Source organism: Sphaerospermopsis torques-reginae ITEP-024, assembly GCF_019598945.1.
Taxonomy (GTDB): Bacteria; Cyanobacteriota; Cyanobacteriia; order Cyanobacteriales; family Nostocaceae; genus Sphaerospermopsis.
The window spans coordinates 1610002-1634310 of sequence record NZ_CP080598.1 but is presented as its reverse complement, the minus strand read 5'-3'; the positions used below and the strand labels follow the sequence as shown (position 1 = coordinate 1634310).

Sequence of the window (24309 nt, the reverse complement as noted above, 5' to 3'; positions counted from 1 at the left end):
ACAGGGAACAGGGAACAGGGAACAGAGAACAGGTAAATAATTTTCTCCCCAGTCCCCAGTCCCTATTTTGTAACCATCGTCCAAACACCATCCCAGGAATTTGGAGGTGGTGTTTTTTGGTAATTGTAAGCGCGTTTTAGGTGTATGTTTACGGCTTGGTCTGTGGGTCGAATGCGTTTGGCAATTTCAAAACTGGCGATCGCTTGGGTGAAATTTCGGGATACATAAGCATTACGTCCAGCATCGTAATAGTATAAAAATTCTTGAGTATTGGCATCGAGGGGAATAGAGCGATCGCCAATTAACTCATAGATATTAACAGCTTGATGTTTACCTTTAACACGAATTGTATCTAGTTGACGCACCCACAAGAGATCACTACACAGTTTATAAGTAAATTCACTAATAATAATATCACAGCCATATTCTTTAGTCACCCCTTCCAAACGAGAACTCAAATTCACCCCATCACCAATCACGGTATAATCCATTCGTTTCTGAGAACCAATATTTCCAGAAACCACCTCCCCCGAACTAATACCAATGCCAAATTTGATTTGTGGTTGAGACTGAACAATCCGTCTGTGATTAAATTCCTCTAAGCGGCGACGCATATCTAATGCTGATTCTACTGCTCGCCAAGCATGATTTTCCAATGGTAGCGGCGCACCAAACACAGCCATTAAAGCATCACCAATAAACTTATCTAAAGTTCCTTCATAGTGAAAAACTGACTCCACCATTGTTTCAAAATATTGATTCAATAGTGATACCACCTCTGCTGCTCCCAAGTTTTCTGTGAGAGTTGTATAACCCCGAATATCAGAAAACAAAATCGTGACTTCCTTTCTTTCACCCACCATCAAACTATCATCACCCAAAGCCATAATTTGCTCGGCTACATGAGGTGTAAGATAACGGTACATGGTGCTTTTGAGGCGTTTTTCCCGACTGATATCTTCCAAAACCACCAAACCACCCCTAACTCCTCCTTCTGGGTTAGTTAAGGGATTTACGGTAAGATTAATGCTGCGTTCTAATTCTTTGACAACATCTGCACTCAGCAACTTCGATGGAGGAGTAAGCGGTTGATTCCAAGGAATAAAAATATTTGGATTATGGCGATCTCGCACTGCTAAAATTAACTTTTGATTTTTTGTTCCTGAATCTTCATTTTTATCTTCTTCCCAGTTATATAATCCCGCCACCAAATTTTGCTCTGGGACATAATGCCTGGAAGCATATTTTAAACTATCTTCCAAACGCATTTGCAGATTTTCAAGTGGTAGAACTTCCCAAACTTTACGCCCTAGCAAATTTTCTTTCCATAACAACTTATTTGCGATTTTGTTGGCTTCTTTTAAAGGACAACCCAGTAACTCTAGTGCTGCATCATTAATAGTCACTATTTGACCTTGCATATCTGTAGAAATTACTGCATCCGACAAACTTTGAAGAATATCCTTTTGATACTGTCTTTCTAACAATACATTTTCAAATAAACGGGCATTTTCCAAAGCTATTCCCGCCTGGATATTAAAAGCTCGCATGAACTCTTCATCTGAAGACGTAAAACTACCTTGTTCTTTATTTATTAACTGAGTTACACCAATTAATTCATTGGCAGAATTGAATACTGGTAAACATAAAATATTGCGAGTTACATAACCAGTCTTTTGATCTGTAGTCGGATCAAAACGAGGATCTTGATAAGCATCAGGAATATTTACTGCTTGACCTGTGGAAGCTACATAACCAGCAATACCACGATTAGACGGAATACGAATTTCTATTAATTTTTTCTCATTAACTGTGGCTACTTTCGTCCACAGTTCTCCCATTTCTTTCCGATACAAAAATAGGGTACTGCGGTCAGCTTGCATCAAAACCCGGGCTTGTTCCATGACTATTTGCAAAGTTGCTTCTAAATCCAAACTTTGTCCTAAAGTCTGGGTAGCACGTAACAAAGCCGTTGCACCACGTTGATTTCTCGCTGCTACATAAAAAGATTGGCAACTTTCCAAAATAATGCCAATAGAAGCTGCAAAGTCTCGAAAAGACTTTTCATCATCTTCCGTAAAAGGAATATCCCCCGCTTTATTTGCTAACTGTACAACCGCTACAGTTTGCTTTTTACTACTCATCACCGGCATACATAAAAGATTGCGGATTTTATAGCCCATTTGTTTTTCCAACTCTGGACTAAAAAGAGGGTGAGTAGCAGTTTCAGCGATATTCAGATATTTACCTGTAGTAGCTACATGGCCAGGAATACCTACATTTAAGGGATTGCGTATTTCTAAGAATTTTTGATTATTATCTTGGGGAACTTTTGACCATAGTTGAGCTTTATCATAGTCAACTAAAAAAATAGCTGTATGTTCTGCTTGGAGAATTTGACCAATTTTGAGTGTAATTGCTTCTAGAACTTTCTCCAACATCCCTTCTAGAGCTTCATTATTGATCAGATCAATAGCTCTCAGAAATTGTTGAAACTCTGCTGTAATAAAGTCTAGTAAACAAACAAACTCATTAACAGATAAGTCTTTGACCCGACTGAGTAGGGACTGGGTGCGATTAACTTGTGTGAGTTCAGTTAATGTAGCCAAGACGCTACCCGCGTTAGGAAGTGTCATAAAATCAGGAGTCAGGAGTCAGGAGTCAGGAGGCAGAAGGCAGGAGTTTTTTATGTTGGATTTTGGATTTTGGATTTTGGACTGTTTTTGTCAACTCCAATCTAAAATCTAAAATCTAAAATCTAAAATTTTTCTCCCCAGTCACCAGTCCCCAGTCACCTTTTTGTAATAATCTTGTAATTGTCGTGTAGCAGCAGACCATCCCCATTTTTCTGCTTCCTGACGAGCATTTTCACGGATAATATTTATTTCATGTTGTTGTTGTAACAATTTTATAGTAACATCAATTGCTTCTTGAATGTCCGCTTTAGGGTCAAAAAGATAACCATTGACTCCATCTGTCACAATATCAGGAATACCACCAGAACGGGCTGCTACTACTGGACATCCGGCGGCCATTGCTTCTAATAAGACTAATCCTAGTGTCTCTGTCCGAGAAGGAAAAATAAACACATCTGCACTAGCAAAGGCTGAACCTAATTCTTTACCCATTAAATAACCGACAAAATGGGTATTTGTACCTGCAAAATGTTTCTCTAAATTTTGCCGATTTGGACCATCTCCAACTAAAGCTAATCTGGCATCAGGAATAGCTTCTAAAATGGGTTTAATGCGTTCAATTTCCTTTTCTGCCGAAAGACGACCTACATACAACAATAAGGGGCTTTTTGGATGACCTTGGGATAAGTGCGATCGCATTTCCACACTGGCTAAATCAGGATGAAATAATTCTGTATCTACTCCTCGTTGCCACAAATCTAATCTTTCTATGCCATGTGCTGCCAATTCCTCGACCATTGCTGTGGAGGTACACAAATTTAATGCAGCTTGATTATGAGCGCCTTTGAGTAATTGCCAAAGTAAACCTTCTAACATCCCTAACCCGTAATGTTGCAGATATTGAGGTAAATGGGTATGGTAAGAAGCCAACAGGGGAATTTTCAGAACTTTACTATAAAAAATACCTGATAATCCCAGAACTGCGGGATTAACAACATGAATAATATCTGGCTGAAACTGTTCTAAAGCGTGACCGATAGCAGGACGAGGCAGTGCTAATTTTAACTCTGGATACAAAGGCAGTGGAAACCCCGTCACACCGTAAACTTTCGCTCCTTTGTGTTCTGTGATGCCACCTTCTGGGCAAAATACCATAACTTGATTTCCGTCCCGTTGCAGATGATCAACGGTGTGACGAAGACGGGTGACAATACCATCAACCTTGGGTAAAAAAGTTTCTGTGAATAGGGCAATTTTCATAAATAAACAGGAGTCAGGAGTCAGGAGTCAGGAGTCAGGAGGCAGGAGGCAGGAGGCAGGAGGAAGAAGGCAGGAGGCAGCAGGCAGGAGAAATGAAAATTGTAACTTTTGCCTTTTAATTTTCTCCCCAACTTCCCCAGCTTCCCCTGCTCTCTGTCACCTGTCACCTGTCACCTGTCACCTAATTATCTGTGCCAAGTGACTTTAGGCAGAATTTGATTATTATCAACTCGTTTCTGATACTTGACGGCAAAGTTTAACAGTGAATCAAGTAGAGAATCAGAGAGGTAATGAGGTTGCAAGCCTAAATCCAGCAATTTGGTGTTTTTAGCGTTGAAGTAATGTTCTTCTTTTTCAATTCTGGGGTTGTCAATGTTATTGATTTCCACATTTAGCCCCATTGCGTTACCGGCTTTTTTCACCATTAACGCTAAGTCACCAACGCTGAATAATTCAGTGAATTGGTTAAATACGCGAAATTCTCCGGGTTGGGCTGGGTTGGCGATCGCCAGTTCAATACATCGCACTGTATCCCGAATATCCAAGAAACCGCGAGTTTGTCCACCTTTACCGTAAACAGTCAAAGGATGACCTATTGCAGCTTGAATACAGAAGCGGTTTAACGCTGTACCAAACACACCATCATAATCAAGGCGGTTAATTAGTAGTTCGTCCATACCGGTTTCTTCGGTCAGAACGCCATACACAATACCTTGATTCAGATCAGTTGCTCGTAAACCCCAGATCCGGCAAGCAAAGTGGATATTATGGCTATCGTGAACTTTGCTCAAGTGATACATTGAACCAGGCTGTTTAGGATAGGGCAATGTATCCTTACGTCCGTTGTGTTCAATGGTGATATAGCCTTCTTCAATATCAATATTGGGTGTCCCATATTCACCCATTGTTCCCAATTTCACCAAATGACAATCTGGGAAATCTTCCCGCATGATGTACAGCAGGTTTAGCGTACCCACCACGTTATTCACCTGAGTGAGTACCGCGTGTTCACGGTCAATCATAGAAAAGGGCGCTGAACGCTGTTCACCAAAATGCACTATGGCTTCTGGTTGAAATTGATGCAAAGCTTTGTGCAGAAAACTGTAATTGGTAATATCGCCGATAAATAGGTCGATAGATTTACCAGTCAAATCTTTCCATCGTTGGAGACGCTGCTGAATTGGTGCAATTGGGGTTAGAGTCTCAACACCGAGTTCATTATCCCAGTGTCGTCGCACCAAACTATCTAAAATGCCAACTTCATAACCTCGATTAGAAAGGTAAAGCGCGGTTGCCCAACCGCAATACCCATCACCACCAATAACCAGGACTTTCATCTTTACCAGTTTTTACTCGCTGATAGCTAAATCTATCAGGTTTATGTCCCCTCTTCATCATTAAATTCTTACTAAGACAGTAATCAGTTAAAAATAAAAAATAAAAAATAAAAAATAATTCCTACTGCTTACCTAACTACGGACAACTGACAACTAACAACTAACTGTTAACTATTGACTAATTTTGTACTCTTTAGCTATGTAATAAAACAGACGATAATAATTGGCAAACTCTTGAATGCTGCTTTTTCCTTGCCAGTGATATTCTAATTCTGATTGAGTAATGGTTAACTTAATTACAGTCACCCGATCTCCTACTTCTATGGACATGACTCCAGAAAATCCTTGATTAGTCCGAAAGTTATACACTGACTGGGGATTTGGTTTTGGTGTTGTTAGTAAAGGCTTACTTGCATAGGCGCGAATTTCTACAGTTTTCTGATTTGCTGGTGCTAAAGCAATACCATCACTGTTGTATGGGTTGCCTAATTCCTGCCAAGTTTGGGGATAAGGAAACTCAAAACCATAGCGAGGATTTTTATATATCTTCCATGTCTCATTTTCAGACTGGAGGTTATTGGCATTACACCCCCAGAAGATCATTCCTATGCCAACACTGCACGTAATGGCGCACAGCACCCTGTTTATTTGTATTCCACCCCAGGGCTGTTTCATTCTCAAATTTGATATTTTATTGTGTTTATGGGAATATATGGTTTTGGAATCTAGGGGTTTTGTGTGATAGACCGCTAATAACACCTAAATTCGGTACTGAAATCTAAAATGAAATCATTTTGGTTTGTACTAAATATTTTATCATTCAGTTTTAATTAATATATTGGTGGATCGTCTCTTAATCGCTTTGACATTTCCTGAAGCCGCGCAAAACTTTCTTGGCGCGATCGCTCGATTATCAGTGTTTGTAAAATTGGTTCGAGAATGCGTTTAGCATCTTGATAACCCCTTTGTTGCAAGAGTTGAATCCGTTCAGGACTGAAATCTAGTAATTTGTCGAGACTTCCCATATCTTCTGTTGGGCGAATTTCAATTATTGTTTGATTAGGAAAATCATGACGATTCCAAAGTTCACCATTGCCTAAATGAATGATGATCGCATGGCTACAACCGCGATTTGCTAGGGCTTGGAGAGGAACATTATCACCTAACCAACCATCTACATAATGCTTGTCATCAATCTTGCGCGATTTAAAGGCTAAGGGAATAGCAGCACTAGCAAGTAATGTTTGATAAATTTCTTCATCGCTTTTAGCTGATTGGATATGAATATATTCGGCGGGTTGCCCAACAAAGGAGGTTATAGCGTTGCCGATGGTGGGGACAATTTGACCTGCTTTGTGTGAAGATGGTAGAAAATTGTGTGTTGAAGGAAATGCAGCTACCCATAGTTCGATTCCTACTCGCAGTTGTTGGGTATTGATTGCGTAGCGTAAAAATTTATCCAGTGGGTTGGGATCACACAAAGATGCGTCTTCCTGTGAGAAATGTAAATATTGTGCCAAGGATTGCAGTGGATATTTAACTAACTGCCAGTTGATAATTTTGGCTTCACCTAGTTCTCTCCATAGTTGCCACAGGCGATCGCTTGATTGTTTAAATGATGTATGAGAGGCGATGATCGCACCATTGAGCGCACCAATACTTGTACCTGCAATTATATTAGGAGCAAAGTCAATTTCTGCTAGGTATTTGACCACACCTGATTGGTACGCGCCTTTAGCACCACCACCTGCTAATACTAATCCGATTTTTGTTTCTTTCATGTAAAAATTACATTATTTATTATTGGTAATTGCTTGTTGCCAACTAGTAACGATATCTTCCTTTTTAATTCCTGCTTCGATGAGTGTATTAACTAATCCTTCTTCAAAGTTATCTTCTTCGATGATTATTTGGGGATTACAGTTATCTTCTTCAATGAGTCGCGCATGAAATATGACATTATCCATCCAACGATGTTTATCCCGACCTGTGGCAAGAACTACAAAATGTCCAGACTCAGCATCACAAACTGGATAAAGTTTGATTGCTTGCAGACTAGGTTGATCAATTGTGGCATCCTGTACTGTTTTTTTGAGGATGTCTACATACTTTAGTGAGTTATCCATTTGACAATTACCTCCTGATCTGGGGAATAGATTAATAAATTAATTTTATTGCGCCCGATTGCAATCTGAAAAATTGGTCTTTGAAATTGTGAAATATACACTGTTTGACTTATAGCCAAAAACAATTGACGCTCTGGTTCTTGTTCTTCCAATGCCCATTGATAAAGTTGAAGTTGTCCCATTGTTTTCTCCAGTTCACTGATTACCGAAGGAGCATCAAAATCTTTGATCTCAACAGCTATTTTACGCCCTTCTTTTTCGGCTGTGAATAGTTTTTCTGCTCCTAAATCAGCTTTTAAGAGTGTTTGTCCAAGCACTAAGATTAAGGGATCACTGGTAATTATCCATCCATCTTTTTCAAGAGTACGGCGTAAAGGAAAATGTAAATCATCTCTTTTAGACATTATTCTTTCCTATAATATTATCAAATTTAACCTATCGTTTGCCGTTTCATTGACGATGCGTTCCACAAATTCTCTTTTGCTGGTTGCCGGATAAATCATAACATTAGGGTATTTACGGCATAATTCAAATGCGGCTTTTGCTGGGTCTTGGTGCTGCTGTTGTGTGGCTAATTCTAGGGTTTTACCAAGGGTGAACAAATAGGGCGTTTTCCCTAGTCTTTGTTCGGAAATAGATTCTACTTCTAGCAAATAAGCTGCAAGTTTTTGATTATATTTTTGATTATCTGGAGATGTTTCGCTATATGACAAGTTGAGGAGGTTGGTTAATGGAAAATGGTGATCGGGGATTGTGTTGTCCGCTGCAAGTATTACAAGTATTCTATTGCTTATACTCTGACGCAGTTGGCTGTCTTTACCTTTGGTGATGAATCGTTCGTAATCACCCAGCGCATAATCTACTATTTCACGGGTGACAAAAGCAACTTGAATCGCCCAATGAAATCCTTGATATGTCTCTTTTGACTGCCATGCTGCGATCGCCTTTCCAATTTTAACATCAACTTCTGTTCTATAAACTCGCTGTTCTAATTCCAGAATCCGATGTTCGTGATCGTCAACTCTGTGTTTCAATTGATCGACAATATCTGTAAGTAAATTAATGTCCTGTCGCTGGTTGCGGATTGCTTGACGAGTTTCTATTAATTTTTCTTCAATGGTGATAATTGCATTATTACTAACATTCAAATTATTAGCAATATCTAACACCCAACTGTGTAGAGATTGCATTGCTACATTGACATTTTTATCTATAGCAAGTTCGCGGTTTCGATCTGCGCCTGTAAGGTTATCAAAGAACTGTTCAAATAATCCTTGCTTTTGGCGAAAACTAATTAGATCGTCATTGACTTGGATTAAGTTTACCAAATCAACGAGTATTTTATCAGTAATGATAGGAATTTTTTTTTGAAGATCGTTAAAGTAAATAAGTGACATTTTTGTTTTTCATTTAATGTTGTTTCAGTAGTCTTGTTGATATTTTAAATTTATTTCTAGATTAGAGATTAATTCTAAAATCTGAATATACTTGTTTTTTAAAATTCTGTAATCATTTCCTTTTTTTTGGGATATTTTAATCCAGAGTTGTAACTTATTTTCATATTTTTTGAGGAATTTATCTCGTTCTTCAATAAATATTTCAACATCTACAGCGAATAAGGCTTGTATTTTTGTACAAATATTTTTCTTTGCTCGATCTACACATGGCTCTAAGAAATCTTTTCCACCATATTTTTCATAATGAGTAAAGAATTGTTCAATGTAACGAATAATTCCTTTCTTCGTGACATAGTAGCTAGTTGCTTCAGATAGCTCATCACTAGCTCCAGTGTAGAATGTATAATAAGGACGGTTGTAAGAAATCTCGATTCCGGTTTTAATTATTTCTTCAATATAATCGCTTCCATGCGATTTATGCACAACAAATTCAAGACGACAAGGTATAGATGAACTACAGGAGAAATGTCTGTAATTAGAAGAGTCTCTTGTTGCACTGTAGAACCACTCTATGGGTTTTCCCATCCAATATGGTAATAACTGGTCTTCCAAAATTAACATTGCTTTTCCTTTCCGAATTGCTGTAGACTCGTCTTCACATAATACTTTTTCACAACCATTCAAGTCATACAGCTTAAAATCTAGTCGTTCGGTTATTTCCTTCTGCAAATTATTAATATAGGTTGAATAATCATGAGAATTTATCCGCTCAATAAATTTATTAAAAAAAATATTTTCGTCTTGATTAAAAATTGATTTGTAATAATAATTGATTTGAATATTTAATTGAGTTAATAGCTTTTGTTTTAAATTAAGTGTTATTTGCCGATAATTTTTATCAATGATTTGATAAGCATCTTTGAGAAAATTTGTAATTTCTCTTGCTCTAGATACATTATAATAACGAGATGATTCTCTATTAATTCCTGATGGTTCAAGTAAAAGTAAACCTTCCCATACATCATCTAACTCACGATTAAATTTATCTAGCACTATATTTCTTTCTCTATCAAGAACAGAAATAATTTCTTGATTAAATATATCCATGAAAGAAGATATTATTTCTTCTTTGCATTCATTTTTTTTGCAAATTGATATCGCTTCACTCAAATCTATTTCTAATTGATTAATCTCAATCTCTAACTGTTGAATATCTTGCTCAAGTATTCCCTTCAGCTTGCTGAGACAAGATAGAAAAGAAGTAAATATCTGACTAATATCTTTTAACGCATCCTTAATGCTAGGTACTAGAGGTGCGATCGCCTTATCTATAAATCCCACAAATCCAGAATCTTGCAAAAACTCATCAGCCGCTTTCTGCATTTCTTCTAACTCAACAGTCGTTTTTTTAGTTTTCCAAGACTTTGCATAATATTTTTGTCCAAGAGCCTCAAAACTCGTCCTTTCCCGTAATTCTATTAGCGTATAAATCTCTCGTTCACGCTGAAAATTAGTTGCTAAAAATGCTTCAACAGCCGACATTTCAAAAACGCGATTTTCAGGATTATCAATTTCATATTTAGTTTTAACTAAATCAAAAATTTGTTCCGTAGTTAAATCATTAGTATTATTCAGATCACGAGCATCAATTTTATTAACAATAATATAAATGCGATCGCGTCCCTTAACCTCAGCAATTTCATCCACCAACTTTTTGACTTTTGCTGGATCTGTTTGTCCAATTTTGGTATAGTCCACCACTACCAAAACCAGAGAACTCACCTTTAGTCGCTCCTTAACAACATTCACTAAATTTAAAGACTTATCTTCACTAACTCCAGGCGTATCCACCAGTGCTAAAGTCCCTAAATCCGAATTTTTTAGAGATGATAATTGTCGCGGAAAAGGAACTTCAATCCGAGGAATTTCAGATAAAGAAGACAAAAAATCTGTAGCTATACCAAAAATACCGCACAACCGCAGAAGATCATTTATTCTGATTAATTCAGCTTGAATAGTATTTGATTCTTCAACCTCAGATTGAAAAGAAACAGAACTACTATTTAAAATTTCCTTAATTACATTCTCGCGGGGAAAATCATTTTTAGTAGCTTGTTCAATAGCTTCTTTTAAACCAATTTGTTGCAATTTCTGATGTAATTGTCCCCAAACCTCTAACAAAAGCGTCATCAAAGCCTTATCCAGAAGCAACTTAGGATGAGTTACCTGACGAGAAAAAACAATCTCAGTGGGTAAAACCGTCATTGCATCATTACGACTAGGTAATAAATCCTGTCCAGCGATCGCATTAATAATAGTAGACTTACCCGCACTGGTTGGTGCAACAATCGTCATCGTCAATTCTTTACGCTTTACCCTTTCCAATTTCTCATTGACGCGCCCTATATCTTCTTCAATATCCTTAATCTCAGCATTCAACCGATGCTCACCTTGATTTTCAGCCAGCAACTGATCATGTTCTCTCAATATTGCACAACCTTCTGACATCACATTACCGACATGGGTAATCACATCAATAGCAGACTGGTGTAGTGCATCCGAATCAGGCTGTAAAAGGTTGTTAGACATAAATTAAAGATATTAGAAAGCATCACCGTCAACAATAATCTTAAAACGGCACAGGACGAAGCTAAACGGCGGCAGATAATATTTTCACCAGATTATCATAAAGCGGTATGTACTCTTTGTCAAACATATTTAGACAAAATCATCAAAATCCCCACAAAAATCCTGAAAATCCTGAAATCCTGGACATCCTGATTCAGACAAAATCCTAGTCAACCTAGTTATATTGCGAAATGTAACAATATTGGCGTTAAAACGGCTTACCATATTGACAACCAAGAAAAGAACAGATAGAGTGATATACATACCCGGGTAAGACCGTTAAATAGTCATATGCAAACTAAGCAAAAGGTAACGTTGTATTTATCGCCGGAATTACATAGAAGGCTAAAAATTCGTTCCGCAGTAGACTCAGAACCGATGTCAGACCTTGCAGAACGGGCGCTCAATTTCTACCTGACTAACTCAGAATTAGTTGAAGAATTGGAAGAGTCTTCTTACGGCAGAACTCACAGAGTTTATTCCTGTCCCACCTGTGAAAGTTCACTGGTTATACGTAACGGGGAATTAGTAGCTTTGGGTAATCAGCCAGGACTAATTGGTCAAGAACATCTATCCATTGAGGAAATGGAAGAAGATGAAACCCATCCCAAGGGTGAGGAAGAATTAGTCCCTTGCTAGTTAGGAATTATGAATGGATGAATTAATAATAGATTTGGTTGTTCTGACCAACGGCGATGATTGTACTGTCTCTATAAGGTCTCAAGTAGGTCGATAGATATGAAAGAAGAGCTAAACATACTGATTCAAGCTCAATACCCTTTAATCTACCTTGTGACCTCCGAGGAAGAACGGGCAGAGCAAGCAATCTACACAATTTCTCAATTGTTAAAGCCTCAACGTCGAGTTTATGTTTGGACAGTAACTCACGGCATTGTGGAATACGGTCAACCCCGGAGTACAACTCAACACAATACCGTTTCTCCAGAGGCGGCGATTGAGTGGATCATTAGACAGAAAGAACCCGGTATATTTATTCTTAAAGATTTACATCCTTTTATTGATGCTCCGGCAACAACTAGATCGCTTCGGGATGCGATCGCTAGTTTTAAAGGAATGCAAAAGAACATCATTTTGATGTCTCCAGTGCAACAAGTACCAATAGAACTAGAAAAAGAAGTTGTTGTTATTGACTTCCAACTGCCGGATATGTCTGAGTTGAATAAAGTTTTAACTCAACATCAAGAGCAGCATCGTGGACGACGGTTGACTACCGAGGCTAGAGAAAAACTTCTGAGAGCAGCTTTAGGTCTAACTAAAGATGAAACTGAGAAAGTATATCGTAAGGCTCAGGTAACAACGGGGCGGTTGACGGAAGATGAAGTTGATATAGTTTTATCAGAAAAGAAACAACTCATACGCCGTAACGGTATTTTAGAGTACATCGAAGAAGATGAAACTATTGAAGCTGTAGGCGGTTTAGAGGAGTTGAAAAAGTGGCTCAAACAACGCTCCAACGCTTTCACAGAAAGAGCTAGAGAGTATGGTTTGCCGCAACCGAAAGGGATGTTAATTTTAGGTGTTCCTGGTTGTGGAAAGTCACTGATAGCCAAGACTACCTCCCGTTTGTGGGGTTTACCAATCTTGCGTTTAGATATGGGGCGAGTTTACGATGGCTCAATGGTGGGTCGGAGTGAAGCAAATCTGCGAAATGCCCTGAAAACAGCAGAATCAATTTCCCCAACGATTCTTTTTATCGACGAGTTGGATAAATCTTTTGCGGGTAGTGCTGGTTCTGGTGATTCCGATGGGGGGACATCAAGCAGGATTTTTGGTTCTTTCCTCACCTGGATGCAGGAAAAGAAATCTCCAGTATTTGTAATGGCGACTGCGAACCGGGTAGAACGTTTACCAGGTGAGTTTTTAAGAAAAGGTCGCTTTGATGAAATTTTCTTTGTGGATCTGCCCACACCAGAAGAACGTCAGGATATCTTCAACATTCACCTGACTAAAAGACGGGAAGATATTGCTAGATTTGATTTAGAACAACTAGCAAAAATGTCCGATGGTTTTTCAGGGGCAGAAATAGAACAGGCGATCATTGCGGCGATGTATGAAGCTTTTGCCCAAGATCGGGAGTTCACCCAATTAGATATTATTGCTGCGCTCAAGGCAACTTTGCCGCTGTCAAGAACGATGCAAGAACAGGTCACAGCTTTAAGAGACTGGGCCAGACAGCGAGCTAGACCAGCAGCTTCCTCTGTCGCTGAATATCAGCGGATGGAGTTCTAAAAGCTTTCCTCTGTATGCCAGAGGGGAAAGGTTAGCCCACAAAGCTAACAGGTTACGAAAAAAAAGCCGCTTCCCAATTAATCCCAAATTAATGCGGCTTCGCTGAATAAAGAAACCGTTGTCGTTTTTCTCATCAATCTTCTCATTGGAGGAAACCCAAATGTCTCACTTTAGCACTCTGCGTACCAAGATCACCGATGCCGAAATCCTCAAAGCTTCTTTGCGCGACTTAGGTATTAGCGTAAAGACTGAAGCTGATGTTCGTGGTTATAACGGTCAGCGTGTTCGTTCCGACATCGTTGCTGTTTTGGAAGGCGAGTACGATTTAGGTTGGTCTCGCAATAGCGATGGTTCTTTTGATTTAATCGCTGATTTGTGGGGCGTTGCTAAGAAGCACAACCAAACCGAGTTGATCAACTCCATTAACCAAAAATACGCCGTTAACAAAACTTTGGCTGAAGTAAAACAGCGCGGCCTGCAAAACGCTAACGTTAAGTTGGTGTTGCAATAAGAATTTCTCTGCGCGTTCCCAAAGCTGAACGGGTTAACCAAGCATTAGCGGTTAGCCCGCTTTTTTTGTCTGATTGCTGAGATTTAGCGGCCATGTAAAGTAATATTTTAGTAATTATTACAAATCAAAATTATTGTCTGAATCAGGATTTCCCGGATTTGAGGATTTACAGGATAAGAACGCAGATAAACGCAAATAAACGCAGATAAATGCAGATTGTCTGAATCAGGATTTCCAGGATTTAAGGATTTACAGGATTTAAGAAAGTTGTGATTTGAGCGGGTGGGAAAAATATGTTATCAAAATTATCCTGTTCAATGTAAATACACTTAACAAATACTTGTTTAGATAGGTTAGGTTTAGTATAATTTTACTCAGGTTATTTATAATGATGCTCAGTAAAAAAGATGCTGGTTTATGAATATTGATTTAGGGGCGATCGCACGTTATCTGATTATTGATTTTATCAATTTGTAAGAATCAGGATGTCCAGGATTTAAGGATTTATGGCTAACGCCACGCTGCGCGAACAGGATGTTTGGTTTGATCAAATGCTATTTAAGTTACTTTGATTAATTTGTAAATAAATATGCTATTATCATGAGTAAAGAATATATCATTTATGTTGGTTTAGTTTTTCAATTAGAGTGGTATTTTGATGAAAATGGTGAAAGTGAAGCTCTGGAGTATTTTAATCAAATATCCGAACAACAACAATTAAAATTTTTATTTTTAGTCAAACGAATTGGTGATTTTGGGAAAATAAGTAATAAAGAACAATTTCGCAATGAAGGAGATAAAATTTACGCTTTTAAACCACAACCAGATAGATTTTTATGTTTCTTTTTTACAGGTAAAAAAATTATTGTCACTAATGCTTTTCAGAAAAAAACACAAAAATTACCAAATAATCAGAAAGAAAAAGCTATCAAATATATGAATGATTTTATTCAACGTCATGAGGAAGGAAGATATTATGAAGAAGAATGAACAGTTATCAACTTTTGATAGAATGATGCAAGATAATGATTTTCAAGCTAAGTTTGCATCAGGATATCAGGAGTTTTTGTTATCAGAATTGTTAATTTCTATCATGGAAAATGATTATATTTCTGTTGAACAATTAGCTAAGGAAGTTAATCTTTCTCCTGCTGTTATTCAAGATATTTGTTCTGGAAAGCAAAATGATATTAACTTTAGTAAGTTTTTACAAATAGTTCAATCTTGTGGTTTTCGTCTGGTTTTGGAAAAAGGTGATGAGCGTATTCCTGTAATTTTGTAAAGTTGATTATTGATTTTATCAACTTGTTTGAATCAGGATTTGCAAGATTTGAATTAATGCACTGATAATTACATTCGTATCTATTACGAATCGGTTAGTTTTCATCATTGAGAATTGACTCTAAAATTTCTGGGGTGATTCCATTAGCAATTGCTTGTTGACTTGCTGCTTCCATGATGTCTAAGAGTGGTTTTTCACTGACTGCTTTTTGCAGCATGGTTTTCAAAAACATTTGGATTTTTTGCTGTTTTTCTGGTTCTGCTTCCCGGTACGCTTTGGCAATTTCTGGGTCAACTTGAATAGTAATGTTTTCCATAATGATTTAAGAAGCTATCAATTTACTTTTTTGATTATAACTGTTAGATGTAGGTTGGGTTGACGCAGGGAAAGCCAACAATTTAACATTTTGTCAGAATCAGGATTTTCAGGATAAGAACGCAGATAAACGCAGATAAACGCAGATTGTCTGAATCAGGATGTCCAGGATTTGAGGATGTACAGGATTTAAAAAAGTTGTGATTTGAGAAGGTATGAAGACTATTTTATCAAAATCATCCTGGTTGATGTAAATATACTTAACAAATACTGGTTGAGATGGGTTAGGTTTAGTATAATGTTTGCTCAGGATATTTATGATGATGCTGCTGAGTAAAGAAGATGCTGGTTTATGAATATTGATTTACAGGCGATCGCACGTTATCTGATTATTGATTTTATCAATTTGTCTGAATCAAGATGTCCAGGATTTTAGGATTTACAGGATTTTATAAGTATTCATAAATTCAGATCCACGACTTCTTTGATTAATTTTATAATTGATTAAATTAATAATCTCAGAAGTCGGGTATCTTTAGATGCAGAAATGTAAATCAACTCACACCTAAGTTACTATTCAAACTATTAAGAATTCCGTCGTGGAATTTGTTGACCGAAGATAAAATTCCATTCTCTGGATCGTTTAGCAATGACTCCTTGACCTCATTCAAATAACTTTCCAGGCTGGCTCGTAGAATTGGCCTTTCTAATTGAACAGTATGATAATGATCCCATACATCCCAAACAATAATACCCAAACCCGCAATTGGATTTAACAATTCTAATCCTAGAAGACCAACTGCCATTTCGCCACCTCCCTCTGCTGCGGCTTTAGCTGCTGTTTTGGTTGCTAATTTTGTTACTGCTTTAGAAGTTGCTTTACTCACTGTAGAGGCAACAACTTTTTTAGTACCAATAAAACCAATAGCCTTGATCATTGCAGTAGTAGCTAAATAGCCTGTACCACGTGAAACAGCCCTAAGTGTAAGGTCTTGCTGCTGTCCTCCAGCATTATAAGTTATGCTACCTAAACCTTCGAGAAATCTTTCCCAGGTAGGTTGAGGAATATTATAAGCACTTTGAACTCCTGCTAAATTACGATTTGCTTCTGAAACATATATATCAACAGCTTGTCTTGTAAAACGTTCCATTTCTAGCTGCATTAACGATGGTTGAAAAACTTGTTTAGCAAATTCTTGTTGAAAACTGCCAATTAGTTTCTCGGCTTTTTCTTCTTCTGAAATAGAGTACAAATTAATCCAAATAGATTTTGCTCCAATTCCTAACTGATTAAAGTAGTTGTAGTACCAATCTAGAAAAGGATGATCTACCCGGTGCATCACCTCATTTTTCCACTGTTCTAAATTATTGGATGCAGATTGTCTAGAGGCGACTAAAGCTTTACCAAGGGCAGATGTAACTTCAGTAGAAATTTGATATTGCTGTTGTTCAGGAATAGATATATTTACTGTTGTTGGATTGATGTTTTGCTTAATGTGATTAGTAGAAAAACTACCCCAAAAGTGAATAATAATTATCAAAACTACAGCAATCCAGATAAACTTGGATATTGATTTAATTAATTCACTGTAAGCACGAATCCTATCAGTTTTTTGAGTCTCAATATTAATATTTTCATATGTTTGGTTAGTTTCCTTTTGTTGAAAGTTTTTTTCTAGGGAATCGTTTTCAAATAATCTTTGATTTTCAATTTCAGATCACGCCCAATTGGATATGATTCAACTTCCCGTTCTATATCAGATTTGGACTTTCCTTTTTTTCTCAGTTCTTCGACAGTGGCTTGAAAAATTTTTTCAAAACCATAATCTGTCAATCCTTTTGATATCAAACCAAGAACCCCAAGTACAGCAATTCCTCCAAGCATACCAAAAGGTCCGCCAAGTACAGCTAAACCTGTTGTTATTGCTGCCGCACCAGCCCATCCTGTAAAGGCCATAGCCACAACTAACACCAAACCAGGTACACCTAAAGCAGCTATTTTGTCTACTATTTTATCCATATTGCTCTACACTTACTCAAATGAGTCTAACAACAACGCTATTATTTTAGCGTTAAGACTCAATATATATCAGTGTAAATACTTATTGATTTAAGAACCTTAATAGTCCTTTTTGTAAGTTAATCTTTCTTAAATATGATTGATCACTATGCTTTACTATATATTGAGAAATTTTAAGCAGTCTAAACATGACATATTAACTCAAATTGAGCATAAAATATAGGAGATAAAGAAAGAAATTAAGATATTATTGAAGTAATTTCAGGATGTAATTGTCTGAATCCTGTAAATCCTAAAATCCTGGATATCCTGATTCAGACAGCAGAAATGGGACTTTATATCCAGAACATTAGACAACTAGAGATGGTCAAGAACCGGAATTATTTGATATTATTAGAATTCCTTTTATTAGACATGAACCGCAATGTCATCATCCTGAAAATTATCTAATTCATTATAGTTATAAATGGCAGATTTTAGGGAAAGCGAGTTTAGAACAAGTTAAAAATTTAATTAAACCAGAAATTAAACGTAGTTCTTCAGAACCGAAATTATTAGGTAATTTTGATAAACAAATAGGTTATGAAGATTTACAAAATACACCTCTCAAATCTTCCTTAGCTATGATTAATCCAGAGGTGTTAGAATGGGAAATTAGATATAATCATCAAAATAAGAAAGTTTTTAGATGTTTGTTTTCTTTATGTGAAAACTTCTATGATTTACCTATTACCGATCCGGTGTGGATAGAGAAACTGAATGTTTTAGAAGAGGGAATATATTCCTGTGAAGATGTGATAAAAAAATTGGATTTAGTAAATTTTGAACCGGATAAATTTAGATTAACCATTAGTTTAAGTGAACCGTTTCAACCTTATTATCCTAGTGAGTTACAATACTGTTATAAATTAGTTGCTTCCGTCATTAATGTTACAGATATTTCTCACCGTTTAGGATGGGTGAGAATGAAGAATTAAAAATTAAAAAAACTCTGCGTCCTCTGCGGTTCGTTATCAGAAAACCTTCCCAATATTAAGAAAACTGTCTTTAAAAATACTGTATTAACTAATATGTAAAAGATAGAATATGTAACGAAATTGTTTTTAAAAACAACGTCAAATATTTTTTAAGGTTGTATTTCTACCGCTTCAGATGTAAATGTCAAATAAATCTCAAAAGTATTTTTTACCCTTTTAGGTATTGGTAATGACTTACAATTCAGAGGAAATGCAGCAAATTTTGGAAGTAGCATTTAAACGTAAGCAACAGGGAGAATTTACGCGAGAACAAATAATAGAAATCGCTTCAGAGTTAGGGGTTTCTTCGGAATCTCTCATTGCTGCGGAAAAAGAATGGTTAAAAAAACAAGTGGAAGTGAAAAAAGAAGAAATGTCTAATCATCAAAAACAGCAAGAGTTTAAATCACATTTCATGGTTTTTTTGATTGTTAACGGGTTTTTGATTTTGTTAAATTTGTTCACTGGTTCTGGTTATTTTTGGGCTATTTTCCCGCTTTTGGGTTGGGGTTTAGGTTTGTTACTGCATTGGATGAATGCTTATAAAAAGTAGGTTTTAGAGTAAGTTTTAGATCCCCGACTTCTTTTACTATCATGTCTATAAATTATAAATTGATTACAGAAGTCGGGGATCTGTTTATTTATTACCGACCTATCTCAGACTGTAACCATATTTCCAAATCATGAATATCTGTAAAATCTAAGAATGCTTCTCCTAGTTTTTCTAATTGTTCTATGTTCAAACTATTGAGATTTTGAATATAATTAGCACTCAATTTTCCAAACCGCTTAGATAACATTCTTAATAGTAAGTTGATTGCTTCATCTTGTTTACCTTCTTGCTTTGCTTCTTGATAGACTCTTGTTTGCTTAATATCACTCACTAAAAACATTGCTTCTATCTCCTGACGGCTTAATTGTGAAAACTTTGACAATAAAACAGTCTCTAATAATTCTATTATACCTTGTTTTTCGTTGTCATCTTCAATTTCTGTTTTGGTTCTTTCCATGAGGTTTTTTACTAATTCTGGTGCTTGCGCTTCTTTACTCACAATTAATTCAATTAACCCCATTCCTATTGAACCTGGTGGTAATTCATCTAAATATATTCTTTTAATTCTCCCACTGTTAATTAATTCTTGTTGATAAGTTGTTAGTTCTCCTACGTCTAAACTCCGTTTTGCAAATAACGCTATTGCTTGCCAATCTTGTACAGGTTTAAATTGATTGAGATAAATGTTTATTTCTGCTATTAATTCCCAGTAAAAATCCGGTTTGGGTTGAAATTGCACTTCCACAAAATAGATGGGTTTCTCAACATTATCTGTTTGAAAAATCCCATCAAATCTAAATGCTTTTTCTTTCACTTCTACTGAGGTGAATTGATAATCTTTGGCATTTTCTGTTGGTTCTCCCAATATTTCAAATAATAGGGTGTGAAATGTCAGGAATATTTGGTAGAAGATTGTGTCTGTGTGCATTATTTTGTCGTTATTATTCCCTTTTTTAAACTAACAAAACTTATCGCAAACATCTAATTGCTTCTAATAAACCTCTCGCTTTATTTAATGTCTCCTCATATTCTTTTTCTGGTTCTGAGTCTGCAACTAAACCTGCACCTGCTTGAACGGTAACGATATTATTATTTAAAACCATTGTTCTAATGGCGATCGCACTATTTAATTGTCCTTCAAAGTCATAATATCCATACACCCCAGAATATACACCTCTGCGCGTTGGTTCTAGTTCGTTAATTATTTCCATTGCGCGAATTTTCGGCGCACCGCTTACTGTTCCCGCAGGAAAACACGCTTTTAATAAATCCCATGCGGTTTTATTTTCTGCTAATTTTCCAACTACATTACTCACAATGTGCATGACATGAGAATAAAGTTCAATTACCATTAATTGATCAACTTTAACTGTGCCATTTTTACAGACTCTTCCTAAATCATTTCTACCTAAATCTACTAACATAATATGTTCAGCAACTTCTTTAGGATCTTGTAATAAATCTGCTGCTAATTCTTCATCTTCTTTTGTGGTTTTTCCTCTTGGTCTTGTGCCGGCAATGGGTCGAACTGTGGCAATAATTCCCCCTTCTTCTTCTCGTTCTGCTTTCACCATTACTTCAGGACTAGAACCGATAATTTGCCAGTCTTGGAAGTTAAAAAACGCCATGTAAGGTGAGGGGTTAATTTGCCGTAAAGAACGATATAAAGCAAAAGGATCGCCTTGATATTCTGTGGATAATCTTTGAGAAATCACAACTTGAAAAATATCGCCGGCTTTAATATATTCCTTGGCTTTTTCTACACTGGCGCAAAATTCTTTTTTAGTGAAATTGCTGGTGTATTCTTCTATTCCTGCTTTGGGTTTATTTTGGGGTGATGTCCAAGGTAATTTAGTATTTTCTGGTGATATGGGTAAGGATAATTTGCTTACCATTTCTTGAATGCGATCGCACGCTTTTTGATAGGCAATTTCTAAATTTTCATTGTTCCTTAAATCTGCGTAGGCGATCGCCCAAATTTTGCGTTTTACCTGATCAAATATCAATAAATGATCTACTTGCATCCATAACCCATCAGGGAGATTACGCTCATCCTGGGGATGAATTGGTACACGGGGTTCAATCCAATTTATTAACTCATAGCCCCAAAACCCAAATAAACCGCCAATTCCTGAAGGTAGCTGTGGTAATTTTACGGGGTGATAAGGTGCTAAACATTCCGCTAACACATTAAACGGATCACCTGTAAAAACTTGTTGTGAACCATCTCTATAAGTTTGAGTAGTTTGATCTCCTCTGGCTTCCAAAGTCCAAAGCGGATCACAACCTAATAAACTATATCTGCCTACTTTTTCACCACCTTCCACCGACTCTAGCAAAAAGCTGTAAGGTTGATCTGCACAAACCTTGTACCAAGCGGAAACCGGAGTATCTAGATCAGCAACCCATTCTTGATAAACAGGGACAAAATTACCTTGTTGAGCGAGCTTTGTAAATTGTTGGAAGTCGGGGAAAATCATAAATGCAGAGGTGACAGGTGACAGGTGACAGGTGACAGTAATAAGAAAATAGGAGTTTATGAGTATGGCGATCGCCAAGTTATGTTATCAGAATATAGGAATTAAGAATATAGAGCTTGTCCTAAGTTGACCATTTTATAGACGAAAATATACTTATGTTGACAAAAATGGACATAAGTTAGCTCAGAAAAATGCCAACTTGATATATAATCCTCAGATATCAAGTATTGAATCAGACTATTACCGACGCGAAAACCAAGCATTGATAGTGATAGTCTGTTTCCAAATCTTAACCTGAGAAAGTCGCGTTGGGCTACAGCGTGCAAGTCTACTGAGGGATAACCGCTCCCATGCTCCCGTTGAAGTAGAAAGTAAAGTCTAGCTTTGTCTAGGTTTTATATAGCAGATTTATAACCGTAGACAGAGTAGTTAGGATATCAATGAATCATGAAACTCTCACCCCAATAGGGTTTGACTCCTGACTCCTGACTCCTGACTCCTGCTATAGAATACAGGAATTATAGACGTGAATAATGGGTAATTAGCAAAGGTTTTTGATTACCAATCACCAATTACCAATTACCCATTACCGTTTACCTAGTACCTAGACCTTATGCGTCGTGGGTAGCTTTACCACTGAACTTGAGTTGTGCAGGGCTGGGGTTTTGACCAATTCTGCGGGGTACGTGGCGCACCATTTGACGACCTTCATTTACCTTTTCAGGGAATACTCCATCAGCAGGGTGAATGAGGGTTGTTTCACCACTGGGGAGAATCCGGTAAACTTTGTAGTCAGTAATTTTGAATTTGCGAAGTTGAGCGCCTAAAGCGATGCCATACTCCTTGCGAGCCAAATAAAGCAAGTTTTCGCCTTTACGCATTGTAGCCGCGCCACCAGTGGGCATTTCAAACACTTTTTCCTCTTTAGCAGTCCAGGTGATAGCGTACTTTTCTTCTACTTCTGCTTTTTTGAGTAGACCGCCAGTGCTACCGCCGAAGAGGGGAGTTTGTCCAGTTAGAGTTGCCATAAGGTTAAGGTTTTCTCTCAACGTTTTTAGGGCATACTAACACCGTAACCTACCTTATGTTGCGATCGCGTTATAGACTGTAACAGTTTTTAGGAAATGGGTGATTGGGGACTGGTGACTGGGGACTGGGGACTGGGGACGGGGGACGGGGGCAACCACAGGGGGTTGCCCCTACATTTGATGCAATCTAGCCAAAAGGTGAGATACTGCAAAAAAATTATTTCACATATTCAATAATTGGCTATGGAAAAAGTACAACTGTTTGGTATACCTGCTGAAAAAGGCCGTTGGTTATTGATTCCTCTGAGTATAACTGTTTTGCTGTGCTTGGGTACAGTTTATTCTTGGAGTATCTTTAGAAAGCCTTTGGAAAAACTCTTAAATGTAGGTGCAACTGATAGCCTGTTACCCTTTACGGTGTTGCTGGTGGTATTTGCAATTTTCATGCCGATCACTGGCTTTTACATCAATCGTTTTGATACTCGTTTAATTACAGGTGTCGGTGGGTTAATTACTGCCTTGGGTTATATTCTCTCTAGTTTGGGTGGCAATATCCCCGTATTAACTATTACCTATGGTGTGATCGCTGGTATTGGTGTGGGTATTGCTTACGGTGTACCCTTGGCTGTGGTAGCAAAGTGGTTTCCTGATCAAAAAGGTGTGGCTGTGGGTGCTACTGTCATCGGGTTTGGTTTGTCACCTTTAATTACTGCTCCTTTAGCAAAGTCTCTGATAGATAGTTTCGGAGTTAAGCAAACTTTTGTCATTTTAGGTATTGCTTTTGCGGCTATTATTACGGTTATTTCTACTGTATTAAAAACACCGCCCGCAGGTTGGCAACCAGAAGGCTGGAGTCCTCCTGTTTCCGTACAAGCAAATTCTCAAGGAACAACTTCCGGATCAATTCTGCAAACTTCGGGTTTTTACGGGTTGTGGTTGTGCTATACTATCGGCTCGTTTGCGGGGTTGGCGGCTATTGGTATTTCTAGTCCTTTAGCACAGGAAATTATTAAATTGGATGCAACTACAGCAGCAAGTACAGTTTCTTTGTTTGCGGTTTTTAATGGTGCGGGGCGTTTGTTTTTTGGTTGGTTTACTGATAAATTTACGCCAAAATTGGGGGCAATTGTTTCTTTTGTTTTAATTTTAATTGCCTCAATTATGATGCTTAGTGCTAGTGAAGGAACTGTACTCACTTATATTGTAGCTTTTTCTTTGTTTTACTTGGCTTTGGGTGGTTGGTTAGCGATCGCACCTACTTCTACTTTAATCATGTTTCCACCTCAAGACTACGCCAAAAATTACGGTATTGTCTTCACCGCTTACGGTATGGGAGCTTTGGGCGGAACTTTATTAGCTGGCAGAATTAGGGATATTTTTGGTAGTTACACTGCTTTCTTTTATCCTACTGCGGGGTTAGCAATTGTTGGTATTATCTTGGCTGTCTTTATGCTCAAACGTAAGTAGGTA

General features: G+C 37.4%; 22 protein-coding genes and 1 pseudogene. 8 read left to right on the top strand and 15 right to left on the bottom strand.

What is annotated here, in order from left to right; genetic code table 11:
• Window positions 1-62: 62 nt before the first annotated feature.
• From K2F26_RS07455 to K2F26_RS07415, 9 genes are all read right to left on the bottom strand, one after another.
• On the bottom strand, window positions 63-2636 hold the full coding sequence (locus K2F26_RS07455; RefSeq protein WP_220610964.1) for a GAF domain-containing protein: 2574 nt from the start codon (window positions 2634-2636) through the stop codon (window positions 63-65).
• A 141-nt stretch (window positions 2637-2777) separates the two neighbouring features.
• Window positions 2778-3896, bottom strand: a complete 1119-nt coding sequence (locus K2F26_RS07450) for a glycosyltransferase family 4 protein (RefSeq protein WP_220610963.1) — start codon at window positions 3894-3896, stop codon at window positions 2778-2780.
• Between the two features lie 185 nt (window positions 3897-4081).
• Window positions 4082-5233, bottom strand: a complete 1152-nt coding sequence (locus tag K2F26_RS07445) for an NAD-dependent epimerase/dehydratase family protein (RefSeq protein WP_220610962.1) — start codon at window positions 5231-5233, stop codon at window positions 4082-4084.
• Between the two features lie 171 nt (window positions 5234-5404).
• Window positions 5405-5908 carry a hypothetical protein gene (locus tag K2F26_RS07440; protein ID WP_220610961.1) on the bottom strand — a complete coding sequence of 168 codons (504 nt, stop codon included), beginning with the start codon at window positions 5906-5908 and terminating at the stop codon, window positions 5405-5407.
• A 155-nt stretch (window positions 5909-6063) separates the two neighbouring features.
• Window positions 6064-7014, bottom strand: a complete 951-nt coding sequence (locus K2F26_RS07435) for a patatin-like phospholipase family protein (protein WP_220610960.1) — start codon at window positions 7012-7014, stop codon at window positions 6064-6066.
• Window positions 7015-7026: 12 nt separating this feature from the next.
• Complete coding sequence (locus K2F26_RS07430) at window positions 7027-7359, bottom strand: element excision factor XisI family protein (protein WP_220610959.1); 333 nt, start codon at window positions 7357-7359, stop codon at window positions 7027-7029.
• Window positions 7344-7763, bottom strand: a complete 420-nt coding sequence (locus K2F26_RS07425; RefSeq protein ID WP_220610958.1) for a XisH family protein — start codon at window positions 7761-7763, stop codon at window positions 7344-7346. Before K2F26_RS07425 ends, K2F26_RS07430 begins: the two co-directional genes overlap by 16 nt.
• Window positions 7764-7772: 9 nt before the next feature.
• The gene (locus K2F26_RS07420) at window positions 7773-8756 is read right to left on the bottom strand and encodes a diguanylate cyclase regulator RdcB family protein (protein WP_220610957.1); all 984 of its coding nucleotides are present in this window, start codon (window positions 8754-8756) and stop codon (window positions 7773-7775) included.
• A 24-nt stretch (window positions 8757-8780) separates the two neighbouring features.
• Window positions 8781-11345, bottom strand: a complete 2565-nt coding sequence (locus tag K2F26_RS07415) for a dynamin family protein (RefSeq protein WP_220610956.1) — start codon at window positions 11343-11345, stop codon at window positions 8781-8783.
• 330 nt (window positions 11346-11675) lie between these two features.
• Here K2F26_RS07415 and K2F26_RS07410 point away from each other — a divergent pair, with 330 nt between their 5' ends.
• The 5 genes from K2F26_RS07410 (at window position 11676) to K2F26_RS07390 (ending at window position 15427) form a co-directional block, all read left to right on the top strand.
• Window positions 11676-12023 carry a slr0373 family blue light stress response protein gene (locus K2F26_RS07410; protein WP_220610955.1) on the top strand — a complete coding sequence of 116 codons (348 nt, stop codon included), beginning with the start codon at window positions 11676-11678 and terminating at the stop codon, window positions 12021-12023.
• A gap of 99 nt (window positions 12024-12122) precedes the next feature.
• Window positions 12123-13634, top strand: a complete 1512-nt coding sequence (gene ycf46 / locus K2F26_RS07405; RefSeq protein WP_194051667.1) for a stress-responsive protein Ycf46 — start codon at window positions 12123-12125, stop codon at window positions 13632-13634.
• 160 nt (window positions 13635-13794) lie between these two features.
• Window positions 13795-14145, top strand: a complete 351-nt coding sequence (locus K2F26_RS07400; RefSeq protein WP_015136553.1) for a DUF1257 domain-containing protein — start codon at window positions 13795-13797, stop codon at window positions 14143-14145.
• Window positions 14146-14745: 600 nt separating this feature from the next.
• Window positions 14746-15135 (top strand): type II toxin-antitoxin system RelE/ParE family toxin, encoded by a 390-nt coding sequence (locus K2F26_RS07395; protein ID WP_194051673.1) that lies wholly within the window; start codon window positions 14746-14748, stop codon window positions 15133-15135.
• Window positions 15122-15427 carry a helix-turn-helix domain-containing protein gene (locus tag K2F26_RS07390; RefSeq protein ID WP_194051675.1) on the top strand — a complete coding sequence of 102 codons (306 nt, stop codon included), beginning with the start codon at window positions 15122-15124 and terminating at the stop codon, window positions 15425-15427. Before K2F26_RS07395 ends, K2F26_RS07390 begins: the two co-directional genes overlap by 14 nt.
• 94 nt (window positions 15428-15521) lie before the next feature.
• On the opposite strand, the gene K2F26_RS07385 is transcribed toward K2F26_RS07390, so the two are convergent.
• From K2F26_RS07385 to K2F26_RS07375, 3 genes are all read right to left on the bottom strand, one after another.
• Window positions 15522-15743: a hypothetical protein gene (locus K2F26_RS07385; protein WP_220610954.1), complete on the bottom strand. Its 222-nt coding sequence runs from the start codon at window positions 15741-15743 to the stop codon at window positions 15522-15524.
• A gap of 553 nt (window positions 15744-16296) precedes the next feature.
• Window positions 16297-17283 carry a hypothetical protein gene (locus K2F26_RS07380; RefSeq protein ID WP_220610953.1) on the bottom strand — a complete coding sequence of 329 codons (987 nt, stop codon included), beginning with the start codon at window positions 17281-17283 and terminating at the stop codon, window positions 16297-16299.
• Between the two features lie 134 nt (window positions 17284-17417).
• Window positions 17418-17762 (bottom strand): hypothetical protein, encoded by a 345-nt coding sequence (locus K2F26_RS07375; RefSeq protein ID WP_220610952.1) that lies wholly within the window; start codon window positions 17760-17762, stop codon window positions 17418-17420.
• 371 nt (window positions 17763-18133) lie between these two features.
• On the opposite strand from K2F26_RS07375, the pseudogene K2F26_RS25420 reads away from it, so the two are divergent.
• A pseudogene (locus K2F26_RS25420) lies at window positions 18134-18739 on the top strand (dual OB domain-containing protein); the annotation flags it as partial.
• A gap of 229 nt (window positions 18740-18968) precedes the next feature.
• Window positions 18969-19331: a 2TM domain-containing protein gene (locus K2F26_RS07365; RefSeq protein WP_220610950.1), complete on the top strand. Its 363-nt coding sequence runs from the start codon at window positions 18969-18971 to the stop codon at window positions 19329-19331.
• Between the two features lie 91 nt (window positions 19332-19422).
• Here K2F26_RS07365 and K2F26_RS07360 read toward each other — a convergent pair whose 3' ends face one another.
• From K2F26_RS07360 to K2F26_RS07350, 3 genes are all read right to left on the bottom strand, one after another.
• A complete protein-coding gene (locus K2F26_RS07360) occupies window positions 19423-20259 on the bottom strand; it encodes an Rpn family recombination-promoting nuclease/putative transposase (protein ID WP_220610949.1) in 837 nt (278 codons plus the stop codon).
• A gap of 40 nt (window positions 20260-20299) precedes the next feature.
• A complete protein-coding gene (gene trpE / locus K2F26_RS07355; RefSeq protein ID WP_220610948.1) occupies window positions 20300-21811 on the bottom strand; it encodes an anthranilate synthase component I in 1512 nt (503 codons plus the stop codon).
• Window positions 21812-22422: 611 nt separating this feature from the next.
• Window positions 22423-22839, bottom strand: a complete 417-nt coding sequence (locus K2F26_RS07350) for a photosystem I reaction center subunit II PsaD (RefSeq protein WP_220610947.1) — start codon at window positions 22837-22839, stop codon at window positions 22423-22425.
• Between the two features lie 243 nt (window positions 22840-23082).
• Here K2F26_RS07350 and K2F26_RS07345 point away from each other — a divergent pair, with 243 nt between their 5' ends.
• Entirely contained in the window at window positions 23083-24306 is a 1224-nt protein-coding gene (locus tag K2F26_RS07345; RefSeq protein ID WP_220610946.1) for an L-lactate MFS transporter, read from the top strand.
• The last annotated feature ends 3 nt before the right edge of the window (window positions 24307-24309 follow it).